Consider the following 23,106-nt stretch of genomic DNA (forward strand, 5'->3'; position numbering starts at 1 on the left):
CCGACGCCCGGCGCGCGCCGGCCGCACACTGGACGTCATGGATGACGAGCTCGCTATCTCCGTACGGGGACTGCGCAAGGCGTACGGGGACAACGTCGCGGTGGCGGGTGTGGACCTCGACGTGCACCGGGGCGAGGTGTTCGCCCTGCTCGGGCCGAACGGCGCCGGCAAGACCACCACGGTGGAGATCCTGGAGGGCTACCGGCACCGCGACGCCGGTGAGGTACGCGTGCTCGGCACCGACCCGGCCAGGCCGGACCCGCTCTGGCGGTCCCGGGTCGGCATCGTGCTCCAGGGCACCGGCGAGTTCGACGAGCTGACCGTGGCCGAGGTGGTCCGGCACTTCTCCGGCTTCTACCCGGACGCCGACGACCCGGACAAGGTGGTCGAGCGGGTCGGGCTGGGCGGTAAGGCGAAGGCCCGTACGCACACCCTCTCCGGCGGGCAGAAGCGCCGCCTCGACGTGGCGCTGGGCATCATCGGCCGCCCCGAGCTGCTCTTCCTGGACGAGCCGACGACCGGCTTCGACCCGGAGGCCCGGCGCGAGTTCTGGGAGCTGATCCGCGACCTGGCCGCCGCCGGCACCACCATCGTGCTGACCACGCACTACCTGGACGAGGCCGAGTCGCTCGCCGACCGGGTGGGCGTGATCGCCGCCGGCCGGGTGATCGAGGTGGCCCCGCCGAACCGGCTCGGCAACCGGCAGGAGGGCCTGGTCACGGTCTCCTGGCGTACCCCGGACGGCGGCACGCGGACGACGGAGACCGCGACGCCGACGGCGCTGGTCGCCGACCTGGCCGCGCGCTTCGGCGGCGAGGTGCCCGGCCTCACCGTGACCCGGCCGACCCTGGAAGACGTCTACCTGCGGATGATCGGACACTCCTGATGACCACCACCACGAAGCCGGCGGCCCCGGTCGCCACCGCCGGAGGCCGGCGGCTCGGCGCGGGCGCGCTGGCGCTGCGCCAGGGGCGGCTGGAGATCACCCAGTTCCTGCGCAGCCGGGAGTCCGTCGTGTTCACGATGGGTTTCCCGATCATCATGATCCTGATCTTCGCGGCCATCTTCAGCGATGAGATCGCCCCGGGCGTCAGCTACACGCAGTACTTCATCACCGGCATGATCGCGACCGGTCTGATGACGGTGAGTTTCCAGAACCTCGGCATCTGGATCCCGATCGAACGGGACCGGGGGGTGCTCAAGCGCTACCGGGGCACCCCGATGCCGAAGTGGGTCTGGTTCGCCGGCAAGGTGCTCATGGTGGTGGCGATCGGGATCGCCGAGACCGTGCTGCTGCTCGCCGTCTCGGTGGCGCTGTTCGACCTGAAGCTGCCGGACACCGCCGCCAAGTGGGTCACCTTCGGCTGGGTCGCCGTCCTCGGCGTCACCGCCTGCACCCTCTGCGGCATCGCCATCTCCTCGCTGGCCCGCACCGCGCGCAGCGGCTCCGCCGTGGTCACGCCCGTGGCGCTGGTGCTCCAGTTCATCTCCGGGGTGTTCTTCGTCTTCACCAACCTGCCGACCTGGATGCAGCAGGTCGCCGCGCTCTTCCCGCTCAAGTGGATGTGCCAGGGGCTGCGCTCGGTCTTCCTGCCGGAGAGCTTCGGCGGCCAGGAGCCGGGTGGTTCCTTCGAGCTGGGCAAGGTCGCCCTGGTGCTCGCCCTCTGGTGCGTGATCGGCCTGGTCCTCTGCCTGACCACCTTCCGCTGGACCACCAAGCGCGACGGCTGACCCCGCCCGCTCCGACGGCCTCCGGGCACCGGCCCGGGGGCCGTACCGTCGCCGCAGGTGGAACACTGTGCGGCATGGCTCACACCCTGACCCGGCGCACCCTGCTGACGGCCGTCGCCGGAGTGGCCGGCGTCGCGGCCGTGGGCGGGCTCGCCACCCGCCGGCTGGCCGGCCGGGAGACCGTCGGCGGGCCGGACGTCCCGACCGGGGACCAGCGGCTGATCCGGATCGCGTCCGGCGCGCGGGGCCGCGACGTGGACCTCTGGACCGCCGTCCCCGAGGGGTACGGCGACGGCCGGGGCCTGCCCGTCTGCCTGGTGCTGCACGGTGCCTCCTACACCCCGCGCGACTTCGGCCGGCTCGGGCTGGGCCGCTTCCTCACCGACGCGGTACGCCGGGGCGCGCCGCCGTTCGTGCTCGCCGGGGCCACCGGCCCCCGCCTCTGGCAGCGCAACGGTGCCGACGACCCGCTGCGGATGCTGCGGGAGGAGGTGCCCACCTGGTGTGCCCGGCGCGGCTTCGACAGCAGCCGGCTGGCCGCCTGGGGCTGGTCGCGGGGCGGGTTCGGGGCGCTGCTGCTGGCCGAGGCGTACCCGGGCTGGCTGCGTACGGTGGCCGCCCTCTCCCCCGCCGTCAGCCGCGACGACGAGGTCTTCGCCGGGGTCGGGCGGCTGCGGGGCACCCCGGTCGGGCTCTGGTGCGGCCGGCAGGACAACTTCCTCACCGACGTCCGGGCCCTCGCCCGGGCCCTGCCCGAGCCACCGGTACGCGCCTCGTTCACCGACGGGCGGCACAACTTCGGCTACTGGAACACCGTCATCCCGGCGGCGTTCGCGCTGCTGGGCGGCGCGCTCACCCCGCCCCGGGCAGCGTGACGCCCCCGGCCGCGGCGACCGGGGGCGTGCGCGCGGATCAGTACGGGTAGAAGCCCTGGCCGGTCTTGCGGCCCAGGTCACCGGCGGTGGCCATCCGCTGGAGCAGCTCCGGCGGGAAGAACTTCTCGTCGGCCGTGTCGGTGTAGATGTTCTTCGTGGCGTTGAGCAGCACGTCCACGCCGGTCAGGTCGACCGTGGCCAGCGGGCCCATGGCGTGCCCGAAGCCCAGCTTGCAGGCGGTGTCCAGGTCCTCGGCGGAGATCACCCCGGACTCGACCAGCTTGACCGCCTCCATCGCCAGCGCGCAGATCAGCCGGGTGGTGACGAAGCCGGCGATGTCCCGGTTGACCACCACCACGGTCTTGCCGATCTCCTCGGCGAACGCCTTCGCGGTGGCCAGCGTCGCGTCGCTGGTCTTGTAGCCACGGACCAGCTCGCAGAGCTTCATCATCGGCACCGGTGAGAAGAAGTGGGTGCCGACGACCGACTCGGGACGCTCGGTGGCGGTGGCGATCTGGGTGACCGGGATGGCGGAGGTGTTGGTGGCCAGCACCGCGTCCGCCTTGCAGATCTTGTCCAGCGCGCGGAACACCTCGTGCTTGATCTCGATCTTCTCGAAGACCGCCTCGACCACGATGTCCGCGTCGGCCGCCGCCTCCAGCTCGGTGGTCGGGGTGATCCGGGCCAGGGTCGCCTCGACCTCGGACGCCTCGATCTTGCCCTTCTCGGCGAACTTCGTCAGCGACTTCCGGATGCCGTCGACGCCCCGCCCGGTGGCCGCGTCGTCGACGTCGCGCAGCGTCACCTGCCAGCCCGCCTGCGCCGCCACCTGGGCGATGCCCGAGCCCATCAGCCCGGCCCCGACGACCGCGAGTCGACCCGCCATCTGCTTCTCCCTCGCCTGATTCGACTGTCTGACAGCACCCTAGTCATGACCGAACGCACCGAGCGCAGCGAGGGCCGTGAGGGCATGACCAGCCAGACCTGTCGGCGAGCCTGAACGACGGCTAAGCCCACTCCCCCTCAGATCTCCAGGGCCGGCTCCTCCGGCACCGTGCCGCGCTCCACGGTCACGCCGAGGGCCCGCAGGTCGGCGACGAAGTCCGGGTAGCCCCGGTCCACGTGGTGCACGTGGGACACCTCGGTGATCCCGTCCGCGCAGAGCCCGGCGATGATCAGGCCGGCGCCGGCCCGGATGTCGGTGGCCCGTACCGGGGCGCCGGAGAGCCGGTCCCGGCCGCAGACCAGGGCGTGGTGACCGTCGGTCCGGATGTCCGCGCCGAGCCGCATCATCTCGTTGGCGAACATGAACCGGCCGTCGAAGATGTTCTCGGTGATCAGGGACGCCCCGGCGCTGACCGCGGCCAGCCCGATCGCCATCGGCAGCAGGTCGGTGGCGAATCCCGGGAAGGGCAGGGTCACCACGTCGACGGCCGCCGGCCGGTCGTCCATCCGTACCCGGAAGGCGTTGCCCCGGGTCTCCACCAGGCCGCCGGCCGAGACCAGCTTGTCCAGCGCGACCTCCAGGAAGGCCGGCTCGACGCCGGTGACGGTGACGTCCCCGCGGGTCATCGCCGCCGCGAACGCCCAGGTCCCGGCGACGATCCGGTCCCCCACCGTGGCGTGCCGCACCGGGTGCAGCGCCGGCACCCCGACGATGTGCAGGGTGGAGCTGCCGGCCCCCTCGATCCGGGCCCCCATCCGGTTGAGCATGGTGCAGATGTCGACGATCTCCGGCTCCCGCGCCGCGTTGTCGATGGTCGTCGTGCCCCGGGCCAGCACCGCCGCCATCACCAGGTTCTCGGTCGCGCCGACGCTCGGGAAGTCCAGCACGATCTCCGCGCCGTGCAGCCCGTGCGGGGCCTCGGCGATGACGAAGCCGTGCTCGCCGGAGATCTCCGCGCCCATCCGGGCCAGCCCGGCGATGTGCATGTCCAGGCCCCGGGAGCCGATCGCGTCGCCGCCCGGGTGGGCCACCCGCACGTACCCCCGGCGGGCCAGCAGCGGACCGAGCACGCAGATCGACGCCCGCAGCCGGCGGACCAGGTCGTAGTCCGCCTCCGCGCCGGGGCACTCCGGCACGTCGATCACCACCGAGCGGGACCGTTCCACCCCGCCGTGGGCCACCATCGGGTCGACCGGGTCGTCGGCGGTGAACCGTACGCCGCAACCCAGCCGGCGCAGCACCTCCCCCATGATCGCGATGTCGGTGATCCGGGGCACGTTGGTGATCACGCTGCGGCCCGGGGCCAGCAGCGCGGCGGCCATCAGCTTCAACGCCGAGTTCTTCGCGCCGACCACGTGCACCGTGCCGGCCAGCCTGGCCTGCCCGTGCACCCGGATGACGTCGACGTCGTTGACCGCCGGGTCACCGGCGTCCCCCGGGCCCACGCCGGCGGTCCAGCCGGGCTGCCCCGGCCGCGCCGGGATGGTCAGGTCCGGTATCCGTAGGCTGTGCGTCATGGCCGTCCACCTCACGCGCATCTACACCAAGGCCGGCGACGCCGGCATGACCAGGCTGAGCAACAACGAGCAGGTGCCGAAGACCGATCCGCGGATCGCCGCGTACGCGGACGTCGACGAGTGCAACGCCGCGATCGGCGTCGCGCTCGCCCTGGGGCAGCTCTCCGACGAGCTGCGGGTGGTGCTGGAGTCGATCCAGAACGACATGTTCGACGTCGGCGCGGACCTGGCGACCCCGGTGGAGCCGGACCCGGCGTACCCGCCGCTGCGGGTGACCGAGGAGTACGTCGAGCGCCTCGAGGGCTGGTGCGACGAGTACAACGCGCGCCTGAGCAAGCTCGACTCCTTCATCCTCCCCGGCGGCACCGCCGGCGCGGCACTGCTGCACGTGGCCCGCACCACCGCCCGGCGCGCCGAGCGTGCGGCCTGGGCGCTGGTCTCCCACGACCCGGACCGGACCAGCCCGCTCCCGGCCAAGTATCTCAACCGGCTCTCCGATCTGCTCTTTATCCTGTCAAGAACGGCAAATCCGGACGGAGATGTGCTATGGGTGCCGGGCGGTAAGCGCTGACCGTCGGCGGCCTGCACCACGTGGAGGTGTGGGTACCCGACCTGGGCGCCGCCACGCGTAGCTGGGGCTGGCTCCTCGGCGAGCTGGGCTGGACGCCGTTCCAGGACTGGCCCGCCGGCCGGTCCTGGCGGCTCGGCGCCACCTACCTGGTGCTGGAGGAATCCCCCGCGCTCACCGCACGGGCGCACGACCGGCTCGCCCCGGGCCTCAACCACCTGGCCTTCCACGCCGGCCCGCCGGCCGCCGTGGACCGGCTGGTCGCGGCCGCCCCGGCGCACGGCTGGGCACTGCTCTTCCCGGACCGCCATCCGTACGCGGGCGGCCCCGGGACGTACGCCGGGTACCTCGCCGACGGGCAGGGGTACGAGGTGGAACTGGTCGGCACCGTGGACGGACACCCGTGACGGCGATCCGCACCGTGGCGTACGCCGACGGCTGGGACGGGTCGGTCGTCAACCCGCTGGGCCGGGCGGAGGCCGAGGCCCGCGACGCCGCCGGTCAGCCGTACGCGGTGCTGGTGCTGGCCGACGGCCGACCGGAGTGGGTCGTCGCGATCTCGTGGGGCGACGGCTACTGCGGCACCACCCGCCTCGACCGCCGGGGCCGGCGGGTGGCCGCCGACGAGTGGCGGCGGGGACCCGACGGCGACCTGTTCCTGCGCTGCCGGCGTACCTGGCACGGCCCGGAGGACGTCGGCGATCACGAGTTCGCACACGTGGCGGCCCGGCACAGCACGACGTACCGGCTGGACGGCCGCCGGCACGACATCGACGAGCCGCGGGGCGACCGGGGCGGCCGGACGGACACGTCCGGGGTCGAGCCGGCCCCCCGCGCGCCCCGGCCGGCCTTCGGCCGCTGGCAGGACCTGCTCGGCCTGGCCGGCGACGTCCGGCTGGTCGAGACCGCCGCGCACGGCTTGCCCGTCAGCTCGGCCGACGAACCGCCCTGGCGGCCACCCCGGCCGGCGTCCCCGCCGGACCTGGAGAGCCTGTTCGTGGCCGGCGTGGACCGCACCGTCGGCGACGGCGCCGAGCGGGCCCGACTGGAACTCCGCCACCTCGGTGACCTGCGCCTGCCCTCCGGCCGGCTGATCGCGACCGACCCGGCGTGGCTGGAGCACGATTTGGTGCCGTATGCCGTCACCGTCCCGCCGGGCTGTTACCCGGTGACGCTCAGCCTGGCCCGGATCGGCGACGACCCGCGCCACGTCCGGGTGGCGGCGGCCCGGTTGACCGTCACCGACCGGCCGGTGCACCGCTGGGAGATGGCGCTACGACCGGGGCAGGAGCTGCTCGACCTGGGCCACGACGAGTTCTTCGGGTTCGGCGTGGACGCCGGGATGGCCTGCTTCGTGGACGCCGACGAGGCCGCCGGCCGGATCGAGACGTGGCGGACGTTCCGGATCGGCGAGCAGCCGTACCTGCGCGTCGAGGACGGCGGGATGGTGCTCTGGGCCAGCGGCTGGGGCGACGGGGCGTACCCGACCTGGATCGGTCGGGACGCCGACGGCGGCGTCGCCTGCTTCGTCGCCGACATGTTGCTCTGACCGGGGACGGTCGACGCCCCGCCCGGCTACGAGCGGTCCAGGGCACCCCGCCGGGCCGGCGCGCTGCGGCCGGCGCCCGGCCGCCGGGAACCGGACGGTCCCCGGCCGGGTCGGACCCGACCCCGTACCGGACCGCGACAGGCGCGGGACACCGACCCGGCCCGTCGGGCCCGCCGGGCCCGGCGGCGGCGGGTCACCACCACGACGGCGACCACCGCCGCCACCAGCAGGCCGCCCACGGCCGGCAGCCCGGCCGGCACCCCACCGACGGCCCAGCCGAGCAGCACCGTGCCGGGCACCCAGACCAGCACCGCCACCCCGTCGAAGAGGACGAACGTCCGGTACGGCAGCCCGGCGGCCCCGGCCACCCGGGGCACCAGGGTGCGCGCGAACGCCGTCCAGCGGCCGAGCAGCACCGCCGGCCCACCCCGCGTCACCACCAGTTCCTCGGCCCGCCGCCACCGCGGCTCGCCGACCCAACGGCCGATCCGGCCGCCGCGCAGGCGCGGCCCCCACAGCCGGCCCTCCAGGAAGCCGAGCTGGTCGCCGGCGAACGCGGCCAGCGTGGTGACGGCCAGCGCGGGTGCCAGGTCGAGCCGGCCGGCGTGCGCCAGCAGGCCGACCGTCAGCATCGTGGTGGCGGCCGGCAGCACGACGCCGACCAGCAGCCCCACCTCGGCGGCGAGCACCGCCGCCGCGGCCAGCAGCAGCCCGGCCGGCGGCAGGGTGTCGAGGCGGTCCAGCAGGGGATCCAGGAGAGTCACGTGTTCCAGCGTCCCGCTCCCCGGTGCCGGTGCCGTCCTCCCGCCGGCCGGGGCGGGTCCTCCAGGTGGCCGCCGGTCTCCCTAGGGACGTCCCGCAGCCGGCGCCTTTCTCTCCCGGGGACGTCCCGGATCCGTTTCCTGGAGGCCCCCCGGATCCGGCGCCGCCCGTTCCCCGGGGGTCCCCGGTCCGGCACCGCCCGGCCTAGGGGCGGTCCGGCTCCGGCACCGGGTTGAAGTCGTCGTCGACCAGGCCCAACCGGTGCGCCAGCACGGCCGCCTGCACCCGGTTGCGCAGCCCCAGCTTCTCCATCGCCGCCGACACGTGGGTCTTGACGGTGGTCACCCCCAGGTGCAGCCGCGCGCCGATCTCCGCGTTGGACAGCCCCGCGCCGACCAGGGCCAGCACCTCCCGTTCCCGGGCGCTGAGCAGGCGCGCCGACGCCGTCGACGGGTCCGGCGCCCGGTCCTGGTGATGCCCGGCGAGGGCCCGCCGCAGCACCCGGGCCAGCACCGGGGGTGCCAGCAGCTGCTCACCCCGGGCGGCCCGCCGGACCGCGTCCACCAGCTCCTCCGGGGCCCCGTCCTTCACCAGGTAGCCGATCGCGCCCGCGCCGAGCGCGCCGTACACGTTGGCGTCGTCGGCGAAGGTGGTCAGCACCAGCACCCGCGCGGACGGCTGCCGCTCCAGGATCCGCCGGGTCGCCTCGATGCCGTCCAGCCGGGGCATCCGCAGGTCCATCAGCACCACGTCCGGACGCAGCCGCTCGGCGAGCCGGACCGCCTCCAGACCGTCGCCGGCCTCACCCACCACCTCGAAGCCGCCCGCGGTCCGCAGCAGCAGGCCGACCCCGGCCCGGACCAGGGTCTGGTCGTCCACCACGAGCACTCTGATCATGTGTTCTCCCTGATCGGCAACCGGGCCCGGACCCGCCATCCGCCGTTCTCGGTGGCCCCCGCGGTGAGCGTGCCACCCAGCAGGCCGACCCGCTCGCGCATGCCGCTCAGCCCGTACCCGGAGGCGGGCAGCGGGGGGCGGGGCCGCAGCGGGCCGCTGTCCGTGACCTCCAGCAGCAGCGCACCGTCCACCAGCCGGAGGTCCACCGTGGCGATCGCGCCCGGACCGGCGTGCTTGAGCGTGTTCGTCAGCGCCTCCTGGACCAGCCGGGCGGCCGTCGTGCCGACCACCAGCGGCACCGTCGACAGCGCCATCGGCAGGGTCACCTGCACCGCCAGGCCCGCCTCCCGCAGCCGCCGGGCCGCGTCCCGGATCACCTGGGCGGGCTCCACCTGAGGCTCGGCCGGCTCCACCGCCTCCGGGTCCCGGAGCACCTCCAGCAGCTCGCGCAGCTCGTCCAGCACCTGACCGGCGGTGTCGCGCAGCTCGCCGAGCGCGGTCACCGCCTCCTCCGGCCGGCCGGTGTGCTGCACCGCGTACCGGGCGGCCCCGGCGCGCAGCGCGATCGCGGCGACGTGGTGCGCCACGATGTCGTGCAGGTCGCGGGCGATCGCGGCCCGCTCGGCGAGCCGCGCGGCCCGGGTCTCCACCAGGCGGCGCTCCTCCACGTCCCGGGCCCGCTCCTCGGCCGCCCGCGCGGCCTCCCGCACGCCCCGCAGGTAGCGTCCGAACGCCAGCGGCGCGGCGGCGATCCCGCCGAGCATGATCAGCCGGATCACCCCCTGGCCGCCGCTGAAGATCACCGTGTTGCCGGGGTCCAGCACGTTCACCAGCGTCGCCGCCAGGTAGAGCAGGTAGGCGGCCGCTGTCGCCCGCCAGCCGGAGCGGTAGGCGACCGCGGCGAGGGCCACGGCCCCCGCGAGCTGGGGGGTGTCCGCGCCGGTGAGGGTCAGCCCGTCACCGACGACGATCAGCGCCAGCTCCGCGACCAGCACCGCCCAGGGCCACCGGCGTACGCCGACCAGGGCGAGCCCGGCGAGGACCGCGAAGACCCCGACCACGGGTTGCCGGGGCACCTCGGGGAGGCTGAGCAGGGTGCTCGCCAGGCCCAGGGCGGCGGTGGCCAGCCCGAGCAGCAGCTCCGGCCACCAGCTGCGCCGCTCTCCCGTCACCTGGCCCACCATACGGAGCGTCACCGGGTCCCCCGGCCCTCCCACCGGCCGCCGCCCCTCCTCCGAGTGGCCGGACCGACGGCCGCCGGCACGATCCCGTACGCCTCGGGCCACCCCTAGCGTGGGGCGGCATGATCAGGGACACGCCTGTCTTCCTCGGCCAGTTCGCCCGGCACCCGTTCGCCACCGGCGCGGTGCTGCCCAGCGGAGCCACCCTGGCCCGTGACATCACCGCGGCGGTGCCCCGGACGGGGCACCCGCTGGTGGTGGAGCTCGGGCCCGGCACCGGGGTGTTCACCCGGCTGATCCAGACCCGGCTGGCCGGTCGGGGACGGCACCTGGCGGTCGAACTCAACCCCACCTTCGCGACCGCCCTGGCCCGGCGGCACCCCGCCGTCGAGGTGGTACGGGTCGACGCCGCACTGCTCGGGACACTGCTGGCCGAGCGACGGCTCGGGGCCGCCGACGTGGTGATCAGTGGACTGCCCTGGGCCGCCTTCCCGGCCGCCCGGCAGCGGGCCGTGCTGGACGCCGTAGTGGGGTCGCTCGCGCCCGGCGGCGTCTTCACCACCTTCGCGTACCGGCACGCGCTGCCGGCCCGCCCCGCGCGGCGGTTCCACCGGCTGCTGACCACCGTCTTCGACGAGGTGACCGTGGGCCGCACCGTGTGGCGCAATCTGCCGCCGGCACTGGTCTACCACTGCCGTCGCCCGCTGCGAACCGAGCGACTGACGGCGGGCTGACCCAGCTCGGCGAAACGCCGCCGGCCGGTACCCCGTTGCGGGGTACCGGCCGGCGGTGCTGCTGTTCGTGGTCAGTTGTTCGTGGTCAGCTGTTCCAGTGCTGGGCGACGAGGTCGGCGGCCTGCTGCTCCCACTGCGCGTACGCGTCCGGGTAGGCGCTGACCTGGACGGTCTGGGCGGCCTCGGTCAGCGGCATGTCCTGCCACCCGTCGACCTGCTTCAGACCCTTCTCGAAGGCGAGGGTCGCGTACTCCGGGTCGGTGATCTGCTCCGGCGCACCCCAACCGCTGGAGGGGCGCTGCTGGAACAGGCCCAGCGAGTCGTGGTCGTTCTTGTCGCCCAGGTGACCCAGGTTCTCCAGCTTCGACTCCTGCAGCGCGGTGGCGATCGAGATGACCGCGGCCCGCTCCGGCAGGCCCGCCTTCTTCGTGGCGGCGATGATCGCCTTCACGTTGGCGGTCTGCTCGGCGTTCAGATCAATCTTCGACTGCGCGCCCTGCACACCGTGCGGGACCAACTTGCCCATGTCCGGCTTGTCGGCGCTCTGCACCACGGCGACGGGCTTCGCGTCCTTGACCGGGGCGTCGGCGTGGGCCGCGAGCGGACCACCGAACACACCACCAGCGAACGCCAGACCAGCAACACCGAGCACGCTCTTACGAATGATCGTGTTCATGGGGACAGCTCCATTCGGGGGTCAACGCACACGGGGGTGTGCGCAAGCACCACGTCAGGCGCTCAGAAAGTCTCGGGGGGATCCGGCAGCTCGCGGGACTCTCGCCAAGGGCGGGCCACTTCGCGACGCCGGGACCAGGTACAACGACCGGCGGTCCACCGTCATTCCCCGGCGGGGCCACCCCGTCGGGCGGGGCGGGTCCTGCTCGGCCGTTCACCCGGATACAACGACCCCACCCCCGCCACCATTCCGCCCCCACGGTGCCCCCGACCACACCCACGAACCCGACAAACACCGCAACCGCCGCAGCGCCACCCACCCGCACCCGAAACTCGACACCACACCGCCCAGCCAGGCGCAGACTCTGCGCCACGAACCCACCCCACCCACGGCAGAAGCCGGTGAGTGGAACGGTATGTACGTCGAAACGGGCCTGAGACAGCAATAGCGTTCCACCGACGAACGACCATCACCCGGACGGGCCGGCAGACGGGACATCCGCCCCAGATGAGTGGCTGGTCGGGGACCCGGCACAGGCCCGAGCGCCGCGGATCGCGGCCGAGGGCGATCCGTCCGGCAGGGCGGATATCGGGCGCCGAGAGGACGCCTCCGCCGAAGGTCGGTCCGGCCGGAGGGGAACGCGTCGCGCGTCGGTGAGCAGCCTCAGCCGGGAGGAACTAGGCGGCGGGCCAGTCCTGGGAGGCCAGACGCGGCGAGGCCACCCCGGGCGGGGCGGCCTCGAGCCAGGAGAGGAAGCCGGTGACCGTGGACCGCGCCATGGCGATCTCGACCGGGGCGTGGTTGCTGGTACAGCGGAGGATCACCCAGTCGGCGGGCATGGAGAGCCGCTCCTGCCCCTCGGGCAGCCGACGGCGCTCCACCGCGAGGCCCTTGCGGGAGAGCACCCGCTTGGGCCGCAGGGCGAAGCTGAACATGCGGTACCAGCGGAGTTCGTCGCCGACGAAGCGGCCGAAGCCGGGTGACCAGCCTCGGCCGTCGAGCATCGTGGAGACCCGGACGCTGAGCCGGATGATGCCACCGCTGCGGGTGAACAGGGCCCGCCGGATGAAGAGGATCAGAAGGGCGGCGAGCACGACCGCTACGCCGATTCCGATCCCTTCCACGATCTCCATCGGCGGGTCGGCTCAGCGGGCCGGGGTGGCCGGGGTGGCGCTCTCGGCGAGGACCGTGACGCCCTCACCGGTCACCGACAGGAACCCGCCGGCGATGTCGTACGCGACCTGCTCGCCGCCGGCCTGCTTGATGCGTACCTGGCTGGGCTCCGCGAGCTGGCCGAGCAGAGGCGCGTGACCGGGCAGCACACCCAGCTCACCCTCGGTTGTGCGGGCGACGACCATCTCGGCCTCGCCGGACCAGACCTTCTCCTCGACGGCTACGAGCTCGACGTGAAGCTGCTGTGCCACGCTGTCTCCTTGCTGCGGCGGCGGATTGCCGAAAGTCTAGTCGCGGCCCCCGGTACGCCCTAACGCGGGTGGCGAGAGCTGCGCCACGGTCACGCCGGCGGGCCTCGGCGCGTGCCGGGGCCCGCCGGCGGTCAGACTAACTGTTCTTCTGCTTGAAGTCGGGGTGCTCCAGCATGAAGGCGTCGACCTGTTCGGTGCGGATGGCGGTGAAGAAGTCCTGCGCCACCGGCTGCAACTGCTCCCCCTTGTACGCCCCGTTGATGGTGACCGGGCCGCCGGGCAGCTTGATGGTCTCGATCGAGTCGGAGCGGATGCCCTTCAGCGCCACCGCGAAGTCGACCACGGTGTGCCCCCGGCCGTTGAAGATCAGCGACTGCCCGGCCGCGCGCAGCACCCGGTCCAGCTTGATCGGGTTGGTCACCACGTCGGCGCTGAACGCCTGGCTCACCATCGCCTTGACGAACTGCTGCTGGTGCCGCTGCCGGCCGTAGTCGGCGTCCGGCACGCCGTTCTTGGGGTAACGCTGCCGGACGTAGTCCAGCGCCTGCCAGCCGCTGAGGTGGGCGTTGCCCTTCTTGTACTCGGCCTGCGGCCCGAGGTAGCCGCCGCCGCCCGGGCGCAGCTGCCGCATGGTGCCGTCGGGCTGGCGGTGCTCGGACTTCACATCCCGCTCGATGTACATGTCGACGCCACCCATGGCGTCGACGATGTTCTTGAAGCCGGTGAAGTTGATGATCGCGCCGGCGTCGAAGCGCTTGATGCCGGTCACCTGCTGCACGGTCTTGGCGAGCAGTTCGAAGCCGCGTGCGGCGTCCGGGTTCTGCCCCTGCACCCGGCTGCCGTACGACATGGCGGCGTTGAGCTTGTCGGTGCTGCCGCGGAAGTCGGCCTTGGGGAACTCCGGGATCTGCACCCGCAGGTCGCGCGGGAGCGAGAAGAGGTAGCCCCGGTCCATCCCCGCCGGCACGTGCAGGATCATGATCGAGTCCGCCAGCGGCGGCGTCTCCGGCTTGCGGGGGTCGATGCCGACCAGCAGGATGTTGAGCGGGCCCTTGATGTCGCTCTTCTTCTCGGTGGCGCCGGCCGCCTGGTCGCCGAAGAGGTCGGCCTTGCCGACCGCGCCCTCGTAGCGGCTCACCAGCGTCTGGTAGCCCACCAGCACGCTGCCGCTGAGCACCATCAGGACCACGCCGAGGATGGTGCACACCCTGGCCCAGCGGGGTACGCCCCGCCAGATCGACCGCTTGCCGCGGTCCGCGCCGGCCTTACCACCCACGAGCAGCTCCCCTCGTCACGCCCACGACTGGTAGACGGGCGCGGTGATCCATTTCGTTGCAGGTGAAGGACGTCCAGGACGTGAACGTCGCGTCACGAAACGGTACCGCGCAGTTCACGGAACCGCTTGCCGGGAAAACGAACATCTGGTAACAGGGACTGCCGAACGGGCAGAGGCCGCCCCGACTTTCGTCGGGACGGCCTCCGTGACTGTGACGAGGGCCTCAGCCCTCCATCAGCTCCTTGGCCTTGGCCTCGAGGTCCTCGATGCCGCCGCACATGAAGAACGCCTGCTCCGGGAAGTGGTCGAACTCGCCCTCGGCGATCCGCTTGAACGCGTCGATGGTCTCCGCGATCGGCACGGTCGAGCCCTCCACGCCGGTGAACTGCTGGGCGGCGTAGGTGTTCTGCGAGAGGAAGCGCTCGATCCGACGGGCCCGGCCGACGGTGAGCTTGTCCTCCTCGGAGAGCTCCTCGATACCGAGGATGGCGATGATGTCCTGCAGGTCCTTGTAGCGCTGCAGGATCCGCTTCACCTCGGTGGCGACCCGGAAGTGCTCCTCGCCGACGAACTCCGGGGCGAGGATCCGGGACGAGGACGCGAGCGGGTCCACGGCCGGGTAGATGCCCTTGTCGGAGATCGACCGCTCGAGGTTGGTGGTCGCGTCGAGGTGGGCGAACGTGGTGGCCGGCGCCGGGTCGGTGTAGTCGTCGGCGGGCACGTAGATCGCCTGCATCGAGGTGATGGCCTGGCCCCGGACGGAGGTGATCCGCTCCTGGAGCTCGCCCATCTCGTCGGCCAGGGTCGGCTGGTAACCCACGGCGCTCGGCATGCGGCCGAGCAGCGTGGAGACCTCGGAACCGGCCTGGGTGAAGCGGAAGATGTTGTCGATGAAGAGCAGCACCTCCTGCTTCTTCACGTCCCGGAAGTACTCGGCCATGGTCAGCGCGGAGAGCGCCACCCGCAGCCGGGTGCCCGGCGGCTCGTCCATCTGGCCGTAGACCAGCGCGGTCTTGTCGATGACGCCCGACTCGGTCATCTCGGCGATGAGGTCGTTGCCCTCGCGGGTGCGCTCACCCACGCCGGCGAAGACCGAGGTACCACCGAAGTTCCGGGCCACCCGGGTGATCATCTCCTGGATGAGCACCGTCTTGCCCACGCCGGCACCGCCGAACAGGCCGATCTTGCCGCCCTTGACGTACGGGGCGAGCAGGTCGATGACCTTGATGCCGGTCTCCAGCATCTCGGTCTTCGGCTCCAGGTCCGCGAAGGCCGGGGCCTTGCGGTGGATCTGCCAGTGGTCGTCCGGGTTGAGCGTCTCGCCCTCGGTGAGGTTGAGGCACTCGCCGATCGCGTTGAACACGTGGCCCTTGACCGTGTCGCCCACCGGCACGCTGATCGGCGCACCGGTGTCGCGCACGCTGGCGCCACGGACCAGGCCGTCGGTCGGCTGCATCGAGATGGCGCGGACCACGTTGTCACCCAGGTGCTGGGCGACCTCGAGGGTCAGCGTCTTCTCGCCGCCGGAGAGGGTCACGTCCACGTGCAGGGCGTTGAACAGGTCCGGCATGGCGTCGCGCGGGAACTCGGCGTCGACGACCGGGCCGATGACCCGGACCACGCGACCCGTGGCCGTCTTGGTCTCTACTGGGGCAGTCATCACACTTCACTTCCCGACGCGGCCAGCGCGTTCGCGCCGCCGACGATCTCGCTGATCTCCTGGGTGATCCCGGCCTGGCGGGCCGAGTTCATCTCACGCGTGTACTTCTCGATCATCTCTTCGGCGTTGTCGGTGGCGCTCTTCATCGCCCGCCGGCGGGCCGCCGACTCGCTCGCCGCCGACTCCAGCAACGCCGCGTAGATCCGCGTGTTGATGTACTTCGGCAGCAGGGCGTCGAGCAGCGACTCCGGCTCCGGCTCGAACTCGTACGCCGGCAGCAGGCCCTCGGACCGGGGCCGGTCCTCGACCTGCATCGGGCCGACGATCCGGGTCACCGGGTTCTGGGTCATCAGGGACTTGAACTCGGTGTAGACGATGTGCAACTCGTCCACCCCGACGATCCCGTCCGCCCCGGCGTGCCCGTCGGTGTCGTCCGCGCCGGCGGTGAACGCCTTGATCAGCGTGTCACCGACCTCGCGGGCGTCCTCGAACGACGGCTGCTCGGAGAAGCCCGTCCAGCTGCCGGCGATCTCGCGGTTGCGGAACCGGTAGAACGCCACGCCCTTGCGACCGATGACGTAGAGCACCGGCTCCTTGCCGTCGGCCTTCAGCCGGGCGATCAGCGACTCGGCGGTCCGGATCGCGTTCGAGCTGTAGCCGCCGGCCAGGCCACGGTCGGACGTGACCAGCAGGACGCCCGCCCGCCGCACCCGCTCGCGCGGGGTGAGCAGCGGGTGGTCGATCCGCGCGTTCGAGGCCAGCGCCGTCAGCACGCCGGTGATCGCCTCGGCGTACGGCAGCGAGGCCGCCACCTTGGCCTGGGCCTTGGCGATGCGGCTCGTCGCGACGAGCTCCATCGCCTTGGTGATCTTCTTCATCCCCTTGGCGGACCGGATCCGCTGCCGGAGAACGCGTACCTGGGCGGCCATGGATCAGCTCTCGGCCGGACGGTCGGTCGAGCCGTCCCGGAAGCGGGTCACCGTCTCGCGGTTCTGCTCGCCCTCCAGCGGCTCGGCCGGGGCCTCGTTGATCCGGACCTCGTCCTCCTTGCCCAGGAAGACCTGCTTGAACTCGGCGATGGCCGAGTCGAGCGAGCCGACGATCTCGTCGTCCCACTTGTTGTCGGCGATCCCGGCCAGGACACCCTCGTGCTTGTGCCGCAGGTACTGGAGGAACTCCGACTCGAAGCGACGGACCTCGCCGACCGGGACGTCGTCCAGCTTGCCCTCGACGCCGGCCCAGACCGAGACGACCTGCTCCTGCACCGGGTACGGCGAGTAGTTCGGCTGCTTGAGCAGCTCGACCAGGCGGGCGCCACGGTTGAGCTGGTTCTGCGAGGCCTTGTCCAGGTCGGAGGCGAAGGCGGCGAACGCCTCCAGCTCACGGAACTGGGCCAGGTTCAGCCGCAGCGAACCGGCGACCTTGCGCATCGGCTTCACCTGCGCGGCGCCACCGACCCGGGAGACCGAGGTGCCGACGTTGATGGCCGGCCGGACGCCCTGGTTGAACAGGTCGGTCTCGAGGAAGATCTGGCCGTCGGTGATCGAGATGACGTTGGTCGGGATGAACGCCGAGATGTCGTTCGCCTTGGTCTCGATGATCGGCAGGCCGGTCATCGAGCCGCCACCCAGCTCGTCGGAGAGCTTCGCGCAGCGCTCCAGCAGGCGGGAGTGCAGGTAGAAGACGTCACCCGGGTACGCCTCGCGGCCCGGCGGGCGGCGCAGCAGCAGCGACACGGCCCGGTACGCCTCGGCCTGCTTGCTCAGGTCGTCGAAGACGATCAGGACGTGCTTGCCGCCGTACATCCAGTGCTGCCCGATGGACGAGCCGGTGTAGGGGGCGAGGTACTTGAAGCCGGCCGGGTCGGAGGCCGGGGAGGCCACGATGGTGGTGTACTCCATCGCGCCCGCCGCCTCCAGCGTCCCCTTGATGGAGGCGATGGTGGAGGCCTTCTGGCCGACCGCGACGTAGATGCAGCGGACCTGCTTCTTCGGGTCGCCGGAGGCCCAGTTGTCGCGCTGGTTGAGGATGGCGTCCAGGGCGACCGTGGTCTTGCCGGTCTTCCGGTCACCGATGATCAGCTGGCGCTGGCCACGACCGATCGGGGTCATCGCGTCGACGGCCTTGATACCGGTCTGCAGCGGCTCGAACACCGACTGCCGGGCCATCACGTTGGGGGCCTGGAGCTCCAGCTCGCGGTAGCCCTCGTTGGTGATGTCGCCGAGGGCGTCGATCGGCTCGCCCAGCGCGTTGACCACGCGGCCGAGGAAGGCGTCGCCGACCGGCACGGAGAGGACCCGGCCGGTGCGCTTGACGCGCTGCCCCTCTTCGATCCCGGCGAAGTCACCGAGGACGACGACACCGATCTCCCGGACGTCGAGGTTCAGCGCCACGCCGAGCGTGCCGTCCTCGAACTCCAGCAGCTCGTTGGTCATGGTCGAGGGGAGGCCCTCGACGTGGGCGATGCCGTCGCCGGCGTCGGCGACGGTGCCGACCTCCTCACGGGAGACGTCGGCCGTGTAGGAGGAGACGTAGCGCTCCAGGGCGCCGCGGATCTCCTCCGTCGAGATGGTCAGCTCGGCCATCCTCTGCTTCCTTAAGTATCAGGGGCCCGGGGATACCTAGTACCGACCGGTCCGATGGCGTCGAATCAGGGCTGCTAAGACGCTGGTCAGCGCTTCGCGAGCGCGTTACGGGTCTCGTTGAGGCGGCGCAGGACGGTGCCGTCGTACAGGTCGGAGCCGACCCGCACGCTCACTCCACCGAGCACCTCGGGGTTCACCGTCTGCTTGACGGAAACCTCTCGACCGTACATCTCGGAGAGGCGGGCACCGAGGCGTCGCTCCTCCTCGTCACTCAGCGGGGCCGCCACGGTCACGTACGCGACCTGCCGGTCCCGCCGGTCGGCGGCCAGCTCGACCAGCCGGGTGAGCGCCCCGGTGAAGGAGCGTCCCCCGAAGCCGGCCAGCGCGGCCCCGACGAGGTGACCGGTGATCGGCCGCGCCTTGCCGGCGAGCAGCTGGTCGACCAGGGTCGCCCGCCGCTCGGCCGGGGCCATCGGGTCGGAGAGCGCGTTGGACAGCTCCGGCGAGCCGGCGACGACCTGCCCGAAGCGGAACAGCTCGTCCTCGACCTCGCCCAGCTCACCGGCCTTGTCAGCACTCGCCAGGAGCGCCTCGACGCCCAGCCGCTCGGCACCGTCGAGCAGTTCCGACGGGGCCGACCAGCGGCCGGCGACCAGCGACGCGACCAGGTCCAGCGCGTCCGCGCCGATCCGGCCGCGCAGCATGTCGCCGAGCAGCCCGGAGCGGTCCGCCCCGGAGCGGGCCGGGTCGGAGAGCGCCCGGCGCAGCCGCGGCTCGCGCCGCAGCAGGGCGGCGACGGAGAGGATGTCGTCGGCGGTGGAGGCCACCGCCGACGGCTCCGCGCCGCGGGCGTACGCGTCGAGGCGCTCGGCCGCGACCTTGTACGACTCCCGGCTGGCGGCCTGCATCAGCGGGCCCCCGTGCTCTCGAGACCGCTCAGGAACCGGTCCACGGTGCCCTTGCGGCGCGCCTCGTCGGCGAGCGATTCGCCCACGATCTTGCTGGCCAGGTCCACCGCCACGGTGCCGACCTCGGCGCGCAGCTCGCGCACGATGGTGGCCCGCTCGGCGGCGAGCTGCTCCTTGCCGGCCGCGATGATCCGGTCGGACTCCTCGCGCGCCTTGGCGAGGATGTCCTGGCGGATGCCCTCGGCGTCGGCCCGGGCGTCGTCCCGGATCCGGGCGGCGTCGGTACGCGCCTCAGCGAGCTGGGCACGGTACTGCTCGAGCAGCTGGTTGGCCTCGGCCTGGGCGGCCTCGGCGCGCTTGATGCCGCCCTCGATCGCGTCGACCCGGGCCTGGAACGTCTGCTCCATCCGCGGGAAGACGAACTTCATCAGCACGAAGCAGAGCACGATGAAGGCGATGCCACCGACCACGATCTCCTGCCAGGCAGGAATGATCGGGTTGTGGGCCGCTTCACCGCCCTCCGCGGCGAGGAGGAAGTGCATGGGAAAACCTCCCGGTCAGAGGGGCTGGATCAGGCGGTGCCGGCCCAGATGAAGCCGAAGGCGATACCCAGCAGCGCCAGGGCCTCGATGACGGCGAAGCCGATCCAGACGTACGGGAGGGTCATCCGGGACGACTCCGGCTGGCGGGCCGTCGACTGGATGTAGGCCGAGAAGACCAGGCCCACGCCGATGCCCGGGCCGATGGCGGCCAGGCCGTAACCGATGGCAGCGGTGCTGCCCGTTACCTCGGCAAGGATGCTCATTGCGGTTCCTCCTGGTTATCACGCGTGACGGTCACGCGGGACGACAACGGTTGGTACGAAGAGTGGATCAGTGCTCGTCGGCGAGCGCGCCCTGCACGTAGCTGGCGGTCAGCACCGTGAAGACGTACGCCTGCAGACAGATCACCAGGAACTCGAGGAAGGTCAGCGCGATCGTCATCACCCAGGACAGCACCGAGACCGGTGCGAGCCAGGCGTTGGCGCTGATCATGGCGAACCCGCCGAGCGTGAAGACCAGCAGGAGCATGTGGCCGGCGAACATGTTCGCGAAGAGACGGACGGCCAGCGAGAACGGCCGGACCAGGAAGGTCGAGAAGAACTCGATCGGGATCAGCAGCGGCAGGATGTACCACGGCGCCGGCGGGACCAGCGAGTTCTTGAAGTACTTCACGAACCCGTGGTGCCGGATGCCGATCCAGTTGAACATCACGTAGCTGATCACGGCGAGGAACGCCGGGAAGGCGATGTGCGAGTTCGGCGAGATCTGGAAGAACGGGATGATCGCGAACGCGTTCGTCAGCAGGATGAAGCAGAAGAGGGTGGTGAAGTACGGCGCGAACCGCACACCCTGGTGCCCGATCATGTCGACGGCGATGTTGTTCCGCACGAAGCCGTAGATCGACTCGGCGAACCACTGCTTCTTCGTCGGCACCAGCTGCGGCTTCCGGTAGCTGGCCAGGAAGAAGATGATCAGCACGCCGACGGCGATCCAGACCATCGCGGTGATCTTGGTGAACCAGTAGTTGTCGTGCGCACCCCAGGGCAGGATGCTGGGCAGGTAGAAGTCATCCACGCTGGGTGGGAATGCCGCCTGGCCCGCTGCCAGGACGTTCGCCTGTCCGAACACCGCGTCCCTTCCTAAGTAGGCGTGCCGAGCCGGCGGACGACCAGGATGATCCCCCCGGCCATGCCGAGCACGACCCCGATCCCGGTGGCGATGCCGCCGAGGTCGAGCCACTGGTCGATCAGCCAGCCGATGAAACCCCAGACGAGCATGCCCCCGATGAGGTACGAGAGCGCGGTCCAACCCTGACCGGCACCGGACGGATAGTCGCCCGAGCCGCCAGCGTTGGGGGGTTTCTGGTCACCGGCCATGACGGGGCGAACGATATCAGTCGAGGAGACGAGGCTGTGCCTCACCCCCCGCACAACCTGGTTGTGTGGGACACGGGCGGGCGAAGTCGTCTGGAGGCACGCTACTCCCCTCTCGCCACTGAGAGAATGACCGATCGCGGACACATCGGCGTGCCGTCCGAAAGGTGGGACGGGGTCAGTTGTGGACCCGGCGGGCGTGCACCGTGGCCAGCCACCAGATGTGCACGCCGGTCCAGACCACCACCCCCGCCGCGATGCCCAGACAGAACGGGATCAGCCCCGGCCAGCCGGTCGACCCCACCACCACCATGACCCCGCCGAGCAGGGTCATCTTGGCGATGTAGAGCCCCAGCCCGAACGGCAGCACCAGCTGCGGGTCCCGGGCGTCGGCCCAGGCCAGCACGACCGTGGTGAGGGTGTAGCTGAGTGCCGTGACGGCCACCCCGGCCACCGCGCCCAGCGCGCCGTCCGCGCCCCGGGCCATCCCGCCGGCCACCCCGGCCAGCGCGGCCAGCAGCACCGACGCGACCACCAGCACCGGCAGGTGGCGCAGTCGCCAGCCGCGGTCCGCCGCCGCCTCCGGCGCGCGCGTCCCCGGCTCAGCCACGGGGGTACGCCGGGAAGGCGGTGACCAGGTCGGTCACGTCGGCGGCGAGCCGGCTCAGCGCGTCCGCGCCCCCGGGCTCGTCGGGATCGGTGCGGACCGCCCGGGCGATCAGCGAGGCGATGCCGCGCATCTCCCCCTCGCGCATGCCCTGGGTGGTGACGCTCGGGGTGCCCACCCGGATGCCGGAGGCCACCATCGGCTTCTGCGGGTCGTACGGGATGGCGTTCTTGTTCAGGGTGATCCGCGCGGCGTCGCAGCGTGCCTCGGCGTCCGCGCCGGTCACCCCGAGCTCGCGCAGGTCGAGCAGGGCCAGGTGGGTGTCCGTGCCGCCGGAGACCGGCCGCATCCCCTCGGCGGCCAGCCCGTCGGCGAGGGCCCGGGCGTTGTCGACCACCTGGGCGGCGTACGCCCGGAACTCCGGCTGGGCGGCCTCGCGCAGGGCGACCGCCTTGGCGGCGACCGCGTGCATCAGCGGGCCGCCCTGGGTGAACGGGAAGACCGCCTTGTCGATCCGGGGGGCGAGCGACTCCCGGCAGAGGATCATGCCGCCGCGCGGACCGCGCAGCACCTTGTGGGTGGTGAAGCAGACCACGTCGGCGTACGGCACCGGGGAAGGCACGGCCCGGCCGGCGACCAGCCCGATGAAGTGCGCGGCGTCCACCATCAGGTACGCGTCGACCTCGTCGGCGATCTCCCGGAACCGGGCGAAGTCGATCAGGCGCGGGTACGCCGTCGCACCACAGATGATCATCTTGGGTCGGTGCGCCCGGGCCAGGTCCCGCACCTCGTCGTAGTCGATCAGCTCGGTGTCCCGCCGCACCGTGTACCCGACGGTGTGGAACCACTTGCCGGAGAAGTTCACCCGGCTGCCGTGGGTCAGGTGACCGCCGTGCGGCAGGTCCATCGCCAGCACCGTGTCGCCCGGCTGCACCAGGGCGGCGTACGCGGCCAGGTTGGCGCTCGCGCCGGAGTGCGGCTGGAGGTTCGCGTGCTCCGCCCCGAACAGCTCCTTCGCCCGGGCGATGCCGATCTCCTCGGCCCGGTCCACCTCGGCGCAGCCGCCGTAGTACCGGCGACCCGGATAGCCCTCGGCGTACTTGTTGGTCAGCGTGGAGCCGAGCGCGGCCAGCACCGCCGGGGAGGTCAGGTTCTCGCTGGCGATCAGTTGCAGGCCGCCGCGCAGCCGCTCCAGCTCCCCCAGCACCACCCCGGCGATCTCCGGGTCGACGGCGCTGAGCTGCTGGAAGTCCGGCCCCCAGAAGGGCTCCCTCGCGTTCTCCACAGCGAAGGAG

General features: G+C 72.1%; 26 protein-coding genes. 7 read left to right on the forward strand and 19 right to left on the reverse strand.

Translation table 11 applies throughout. The features are described 5' to 3' along the window. Positions 1-37: 37 nt before the first annotated feature. From GA0070611_RS17080 to GA0070611_RS17090, 3 genes are all read left to right on the forward strand, one after another. Positions 38-886, forward strand: a complete 849-nt coding sequence (locus tag GA0070611_RS17080; protein ID WP_091673058.1) for an ABC transporter ATP-binding protein — start codon at positions 38-40, stop codon at positions 884-886. After that, positions 886-1,731 (forward strand): ABC transporter permease, encoded by an 846-nt coding sequence (locus GA0070611_RS17085; RefSeq protein ID WP_091665376.1) that lies wholly within the window; start codon positions 886-888, stop codon positions 1,729-1,731. Before GA0070611_RS17080 ends, GA0070611_RS17085 begins: the two co-directional genes overlap by 1 nt. Positions 1,732-1,805: 74 nt before the next feature. Continuing rightward, positions 1,806-2,606, forward strand: coding sequence for an alpha/beta hydrolase (locus GA0070611_RS17090; protein WP_091665378.1), 801 nt, complete (start codon positions 1,806-1,808; stop codon positions 2,604-2,606). A gap of 37 nt (positions 2,607-2,643) precedes the next feature. Here GA0070611_RS17090 and GA0070611_RS17095 read toward each other — a convergent pair whose 3' ends face one another. Both GA0070611_RS17095 and murA read right to left on the reverse strand, forming a co-directional pair. Further along, positions 2,644-3,492: a 3-hydroxyacyl-CoA dehydrogenase family protein gene (locus GA0070611_RS17095; RefSeq protein ID WP_091665380.1), complete on the reverse strand. Its 849-nt coding sequence runs from the start codon at positions 3,490-3,492 to the stop codon at positions 2,644-2,646. A 137-nt stretch (positions 3,493-3,629) separates the two neighbouring features. Then, positions 3,630-5,069: a UDP-N-acetylglucosamine 1-carboxyvinyltransferase gene (gene murA / locus GA0070611_RS17100; RefSeq protein WP_091665382.1), complete on the reverse strand. Its 1,440-nt coding sequence runs from the start codon at positions 5,067-5,069 to the stop codon at positions 3,630-3,632. On the opposite strand from murA, the gene GA0070611_RS17105 reads away from it, so the two are divergent. The 3 genes from GA0070611_RS17105 to GA0070611_RS17115 are packed head-to-tail and all read left to right on the forward strand — an operon-like array spanning position 5,068 to position 7,186. Further along, complete coding sequence (locus GA0070611_RS17105; protein ID WP_091665385.1) at positions 5,068-5,640, forward strand: cob(I)yrinic acid a,c-diamide adenosyltransferase; 573 nt, start codon at positions 5,068-5,070, stop codon at positions 5,638-5,640. The genes murA and GA0070611_RS17105 overlap by 2 nt on opposite strands. Next, entirely contained in the window at positions 5,637-6,044 is a 408-nt protein-coding gene (locus tag GA0070611_RS17110) for a VOC family protein (protein WP_091665388.1), read from the forward strand. Before GA0070611_RS17105 ends, GA0070611_RS17110 begins: the two co-directional genes overlap by 4 nt. Then, positions 6,041-7,186, forward strand: coding sequence for a DUF4241 domain-containing protein (locus GA0070611_RS17115; RefSeq protein WP_157740341.1), 1,146 nt, complete (start codon positions 6,041-6,043; stop codon positions 7,184-7,186). The genes GA0070611_RS17110 and GA0070611_RS17115 overlap by 4 nt, the downstream gene beginning before the upstream one ends. A gap of 26 nt (positions 7,187-7,212) precedes the next feature. On the opposite strand, the gene GA0070611_RS32255 is transcribed toward GA0070611_RS17115, so the two are convergent. The 3 genes from GA0070611_RS32255 to GA0070611_RS32260 all read right to left on the reverse strand — a co-directional run bounded on the left by GA0070611_RS32255 (position 7,213) and on the right by GA0070611_RS32260 (position 10,017). Continuing rightward, the gene (locus GA0070611_RS32255) at positions 7,213-7,950 is read right to left on the reverse strand and encodes a DedA family protein (protein ID WP_091665394.1); all 738 of its coding nucleotides are present in this window, start codon (positions 7,948-7,950) and stop codon (positions 7,213-7,215) included. Between the two features lie 202 nt (positions 7,951-8,152). Further along, positions 8,153-8,845 carry a response regulator gene (locus GA0070611_RS17125; protein WP_091665397.1) on the reverse strand — a complete coding sequence of 231 codons (693 nt, stop codon included), beginning with the start codon at positions 8,843-8,845 and terminating at the stop codon, positions 8,153-8,155. Next, entirely contained in the window at positions 8,842-10,017 is a 1,176-nt protein-coding gene (locus tag GA0070611_RS32260) for a sensor histidine kinase (protein WP_157740342.1), read from the reverse strand. Before GA0070611_RS32260 ends, GA0070611_RS17125 begins: the two co-directional genes overlap by 4 nt. 131 nt (positions 10,018-10,148) lie before the next feature. Between GA0070611_RS32260 and GA0070611_RS17135 the strand changes: the two genes are divergently transcribed. Further along, positions 10,149-10,760 (forward strand): class I SAM-dependent methyltransferase, encoded by a 612-nt coding sequence (locus GA0070611_RS17135; RefSeq protein ID WP_091665402.1) that lies wholly within the window; start codon positions 10,149-10,151, stop codon positions 10,758-10,760. An 85-nt stretch (positions 10,761-10,845) separates the two neighbouring features. Here GA0070611_RS17135 and GA0070611_RS17140 read toward each other — a convergent pair whose 3' ends face one another. The 14 genes from GA0070611_RS17140 to GA0070611_RS17205 all read right to left on the reverse strand — a co-directional run bounded on the left by GA0070611_RS17140 (position 10,846) and on the right by GA0070611_RS17205 (position 23,096). Further along, positions 10,846-11,436, reverse strand: coding sequence for a hypothetical protein (locus GA0070611_RS17140; RefSeq protein WP_091665403.1), 591 nt, complete (start codon positions 11,434-11,436; stop codon positions 10,846-10,848). Positions 11,437-12,113: 677 nt separating this feature from the next. Continuing rightward, positions 12,114-12,569, reverse strand: a complete 456-nt coding sequence (locus GA0070611_RS17145) for a DUF2550 domain-containing protein (RefSeq protein ID WP_091665404.1) — start codon at positions 12,567-12,569, stop codon at positions 12,114-12,116. Positions 12,570-12,581: 12 nt separating this feature from the next. Then, positions 12,582-12,860 carry a F0F1 ATP synthase subunit epsilon gene (locus GA0070611_RS17150; RefSeq protein WP_091665405.1) on the reverse strand — a complete coding sequence of 93 codons (279 nt, stop codon included), beginning with the start codon at positions 12,858-12,860 and terminating at the stop codon, positions 12,582-12,584. A 136-nt stretch (positions 12,861-12,996) separates the two neighbouring features. After that, the gene (locus tag GA0070611_RS17155) at positions 12,997-14,136 is read right to left on the reverse strand and encodes an LCP family protein (protein WP_091665406.1); all 1,140 of its coding nucleotides are present in this window, start codon (positions 14,134-14,136) and stop codon (positions 12,997-12,999) included. A 223-nt stretch (positions 14,137-14,359) separates the two neighbouring features. After that, the gene (gene atpD, locus GA0070611_RS17160; protein WP_091665407.1) at positions 14,360-15,796 is read right to left on the reverse strand and encodes a F0F1 ATP synthase subunit beta; all 1,437 of its coding nucleotides are present in this window, start codon (positions 15,794-15,796) and stop codon (positions 14,360-14,362) included. Continuing rightward, the gene (locus GA0070611_RS17165) at positions 15,796-16,725 is read right to left on the reverse strand and encodes a F0F1 ATP synthase subunit gamma (RefSeq protein WP_091665408.1); all 930 of its coding nucleotides are present in this window, start codon (positions 16,723-16,725) and stop codon (positions 15,796-15,798) included. Before GA0070611_RS17165 ends, atpD begins: the two co-directional genes overlap by 1 nt. A gap of 3 nt (positions 16,726-16,728) precedes the next feature. Continuing rightward, entirely contained in the window at positions 16,729-18,381 is a 1,653-nt protein-coding gene (gene atpA / locus GA0070611_RS17170) for a F0F1 ATP synthase subunit alpha (RefSeq protein WP_091665410.1), read from the reverse strand. An 86-nt stretch (positions 18,382-18,467) separates the two neighbouring features. Beyond that, complete coding sequence (locus tag GA0070611_RS17175) at positions 18,468-19,289, reverse strand: F0F1 ATP synthase subunit delta (RefSeq protein ID WP_091665412.1); 822 nt, start codon at positions 19,287-19,289, stop codon at positions 18,468-18,470. Further along, the gene (locus GA0070611_RS17180; protein ID WP_091665414.1) at positions 19,289-19,831 is read right to left on the reverse strand and encodes a F0F1 ATP synthase subunit B; all 543 of its coding nucleotides are present in this window, start codon (positions 19,829-19,831) and stop codon (positions 19,289-19,291) included. The genes GA0070611_RS17175 and GA0070611_RS17180 overlap by 1 nt, the downstream gene beginning before the upstream one ends. A 29-nt stretch (positions 19,832-19,860) precedes the next feature. Then, the gene (locus tag GA0070611_RS17185) at positions 19,861-20,094 is read right to left on the reverse strand and encodes an ATP synthase subunit c family protein (protein ID WP_046563803.1); all 234 of its coding nucleotides are present in this window, start codon (positions 20,092-20,094) and stop codon (positions 19,861-19,863) included. Positions 20,095-20,161: 67 nt separating this feature from the next. After that, entirely contained in the window at positions 20,162-20,959 is a 798-nt protein-coding gene (gene atpB, locus GA0070611_RS17190) for a F0F1 ATP synthase subunit A (RefSeq protein ID WP_091665416.1), read from the reverse strand. Between the two features lie 11 nt (positions 20,960-20,970). Then, positions 20,971-21,207, reverse strand: a complete 237-nt coding sequence (locus GA0070611_RS17195; RefSeq protein ID WP_091673060.1) for an AtpZ/AtpI family protein — start codon at positions 21,205-21,207, stop codon at positions 20,971-20,973. Positions 21,208-21,382: 175 nt separating this feature from the next. After that, positions 21,383-21,814 (reverse strand): hypothetical protein, encoded by a 432-nt coding sequence (locus GA0070611_RS17200; RefSeq protein WP_091665418.1) that lies wholly within the window; start codon positions 21,812-21,814, stop codon positions 21,383-21,385. Further along, positions 21,807-23,096, reverse strand: coding sequence for a serine hydroxymethyltransferase (locus GA0070611_RS17205; protein WP_197675726.1), 1,290 nt, complete (start codon positions 23,094-23,096; stop codon positions 21,807-21,809). Before GA0070611_RS17205 ends, GA0070611_RS17200 begins: the two co-directional genes overlap by 8 nt. Positions 23,097-23,106 lie beyond the last annotated feature (10 nt).

Source organism: Micromonospora auratinigra (genome assembly GCF_900089595.1).
GTDB lineage: Bacteria > Actinomycetota > Actinomycetes > Mycobacteriales > Micromonosporaceae > Micromonospora > Micromonospora auratinigra.

Bases quoted from the DNA above. Each gene is read 5' to 3' on its own strand.
- GA0070611_RS17080 (WP_091673058.1), top strand. From the start codon at position 38: ATGGATGACGAGCTCGCTATCTCCGTACGGGGACTGCGCAAGGCGTAC.
- GA0070611_RS17085 (WP_091665376.1), top strand. From the start codon at position 886: ATGACCACCACCACGAAGCCGGCGGCCCCGGTCGCCACCGCCGGAGGC.
- GA0070611_RS17090 (WP_091665378.1), top strand. From the start codon at position 1,806: ATGGCTCACACCCTGACCCGGCGCACCCTGCTGACGGCCGTCGCCGGA.
- GA0070611_RS17095 (WP_091665380.1), bottom strand. From the start codon at position 3,492: ATGGCGGGTCGACTCGCGGTCGTCGGGGCCGGGCTGATGGGCTCGGGC.
- GA0070611_RS17105 (WP_091665385.1), top strand. From the start codon at position 5,068: ATGGCCGTCCACCTCACGCGCATCTACACCAAGGCCGGCGACGCCGGC.
- murA (WP_091665382.1), bottom strand. From the start codon at position 5,069: ATGACGCACAGCCTACGGATACCGGACCTGACCATCCCGGCGCGGCCG.
- GA0070611_RS17125 (WP_091665397.1), bottom strand. From the start codon at position 8,845: ATGATCAGAGTGCTCGTGGTGGACGACCAGACCCTGGTCCGGGCCGGG.
- GA0070611_RS17135 (WP_091665402.1), top strand. From the start codon at position 10,149: ATGATCAGGGACACGCCTGTCTTCCTCGGCCAGTTCGCCCGGCACCCG.
- GA0070611_RS17140 (WP_091665403.1), bottom strand. From the start codon at position 11,436: ATGAACACGATCATTCGTAAGAGCGTGCTCGGTGTTGCTGGTCTGGCG.
- GA0070611_RS17145 (WP_091665404.1), bottom strand. From the start codon at position 12,569: ATGGAGATCGTGGAAGGGATCGGAATCGGCGTAGCGGTCGTGCTCGCC.
- atpD (WP_091665407.1), bottom strand. From the start codon at position 15,796: ATGACTGCCCCAGTAGAGACCAAGACGGCCACGGGTCGCGTGGTCCGG.
- GA0070611_RS17165 (WP_091665408.1), bottom strand. From the start codon at position 16,725: ATGGCCGCCCAGGTACGCGTTCTCCGGCAGCGGATCCGGTCCGCCAAG.
- atpA (WP_091665410.1), bottom strand. From the start codon at position 18,381: ATGGCCGAGCTGACCATCTCGACGGAGGAGATCCGCGGCGCCCTGGAG.
- GA0070611_RS17175 (WP_091665412.1), bottom strand. From the start codon at position 19,289: ATGCAGGCCGCCAGCCGGGAGTCGTACAAGGTCGCGGCCGAGCGCCTC.
- GA0070611_RS17180 (WP_091665414.1), bottom strand. From the start codon at position 19,831: ATGCACTTCCTCCTCGCCGCGGAGGGCGGTGAAGCGGCCCACAACCCG.
- GA0070611_RS17185 (WP_046563803.1), bottom strand. From the start codon at position 20,094: ATGAGCATCCTTGCCGAGGTAACGGGCAGCACCGCTGCCATCGGTTAC.
- GA0070611_RS17195 (WP_091673060.1), bottom strand. From the start codon at position 21,207: ATGGCCGGTGACCAGAAACCCCCCAACGCTGGCGGCTCGGGCGACTAT.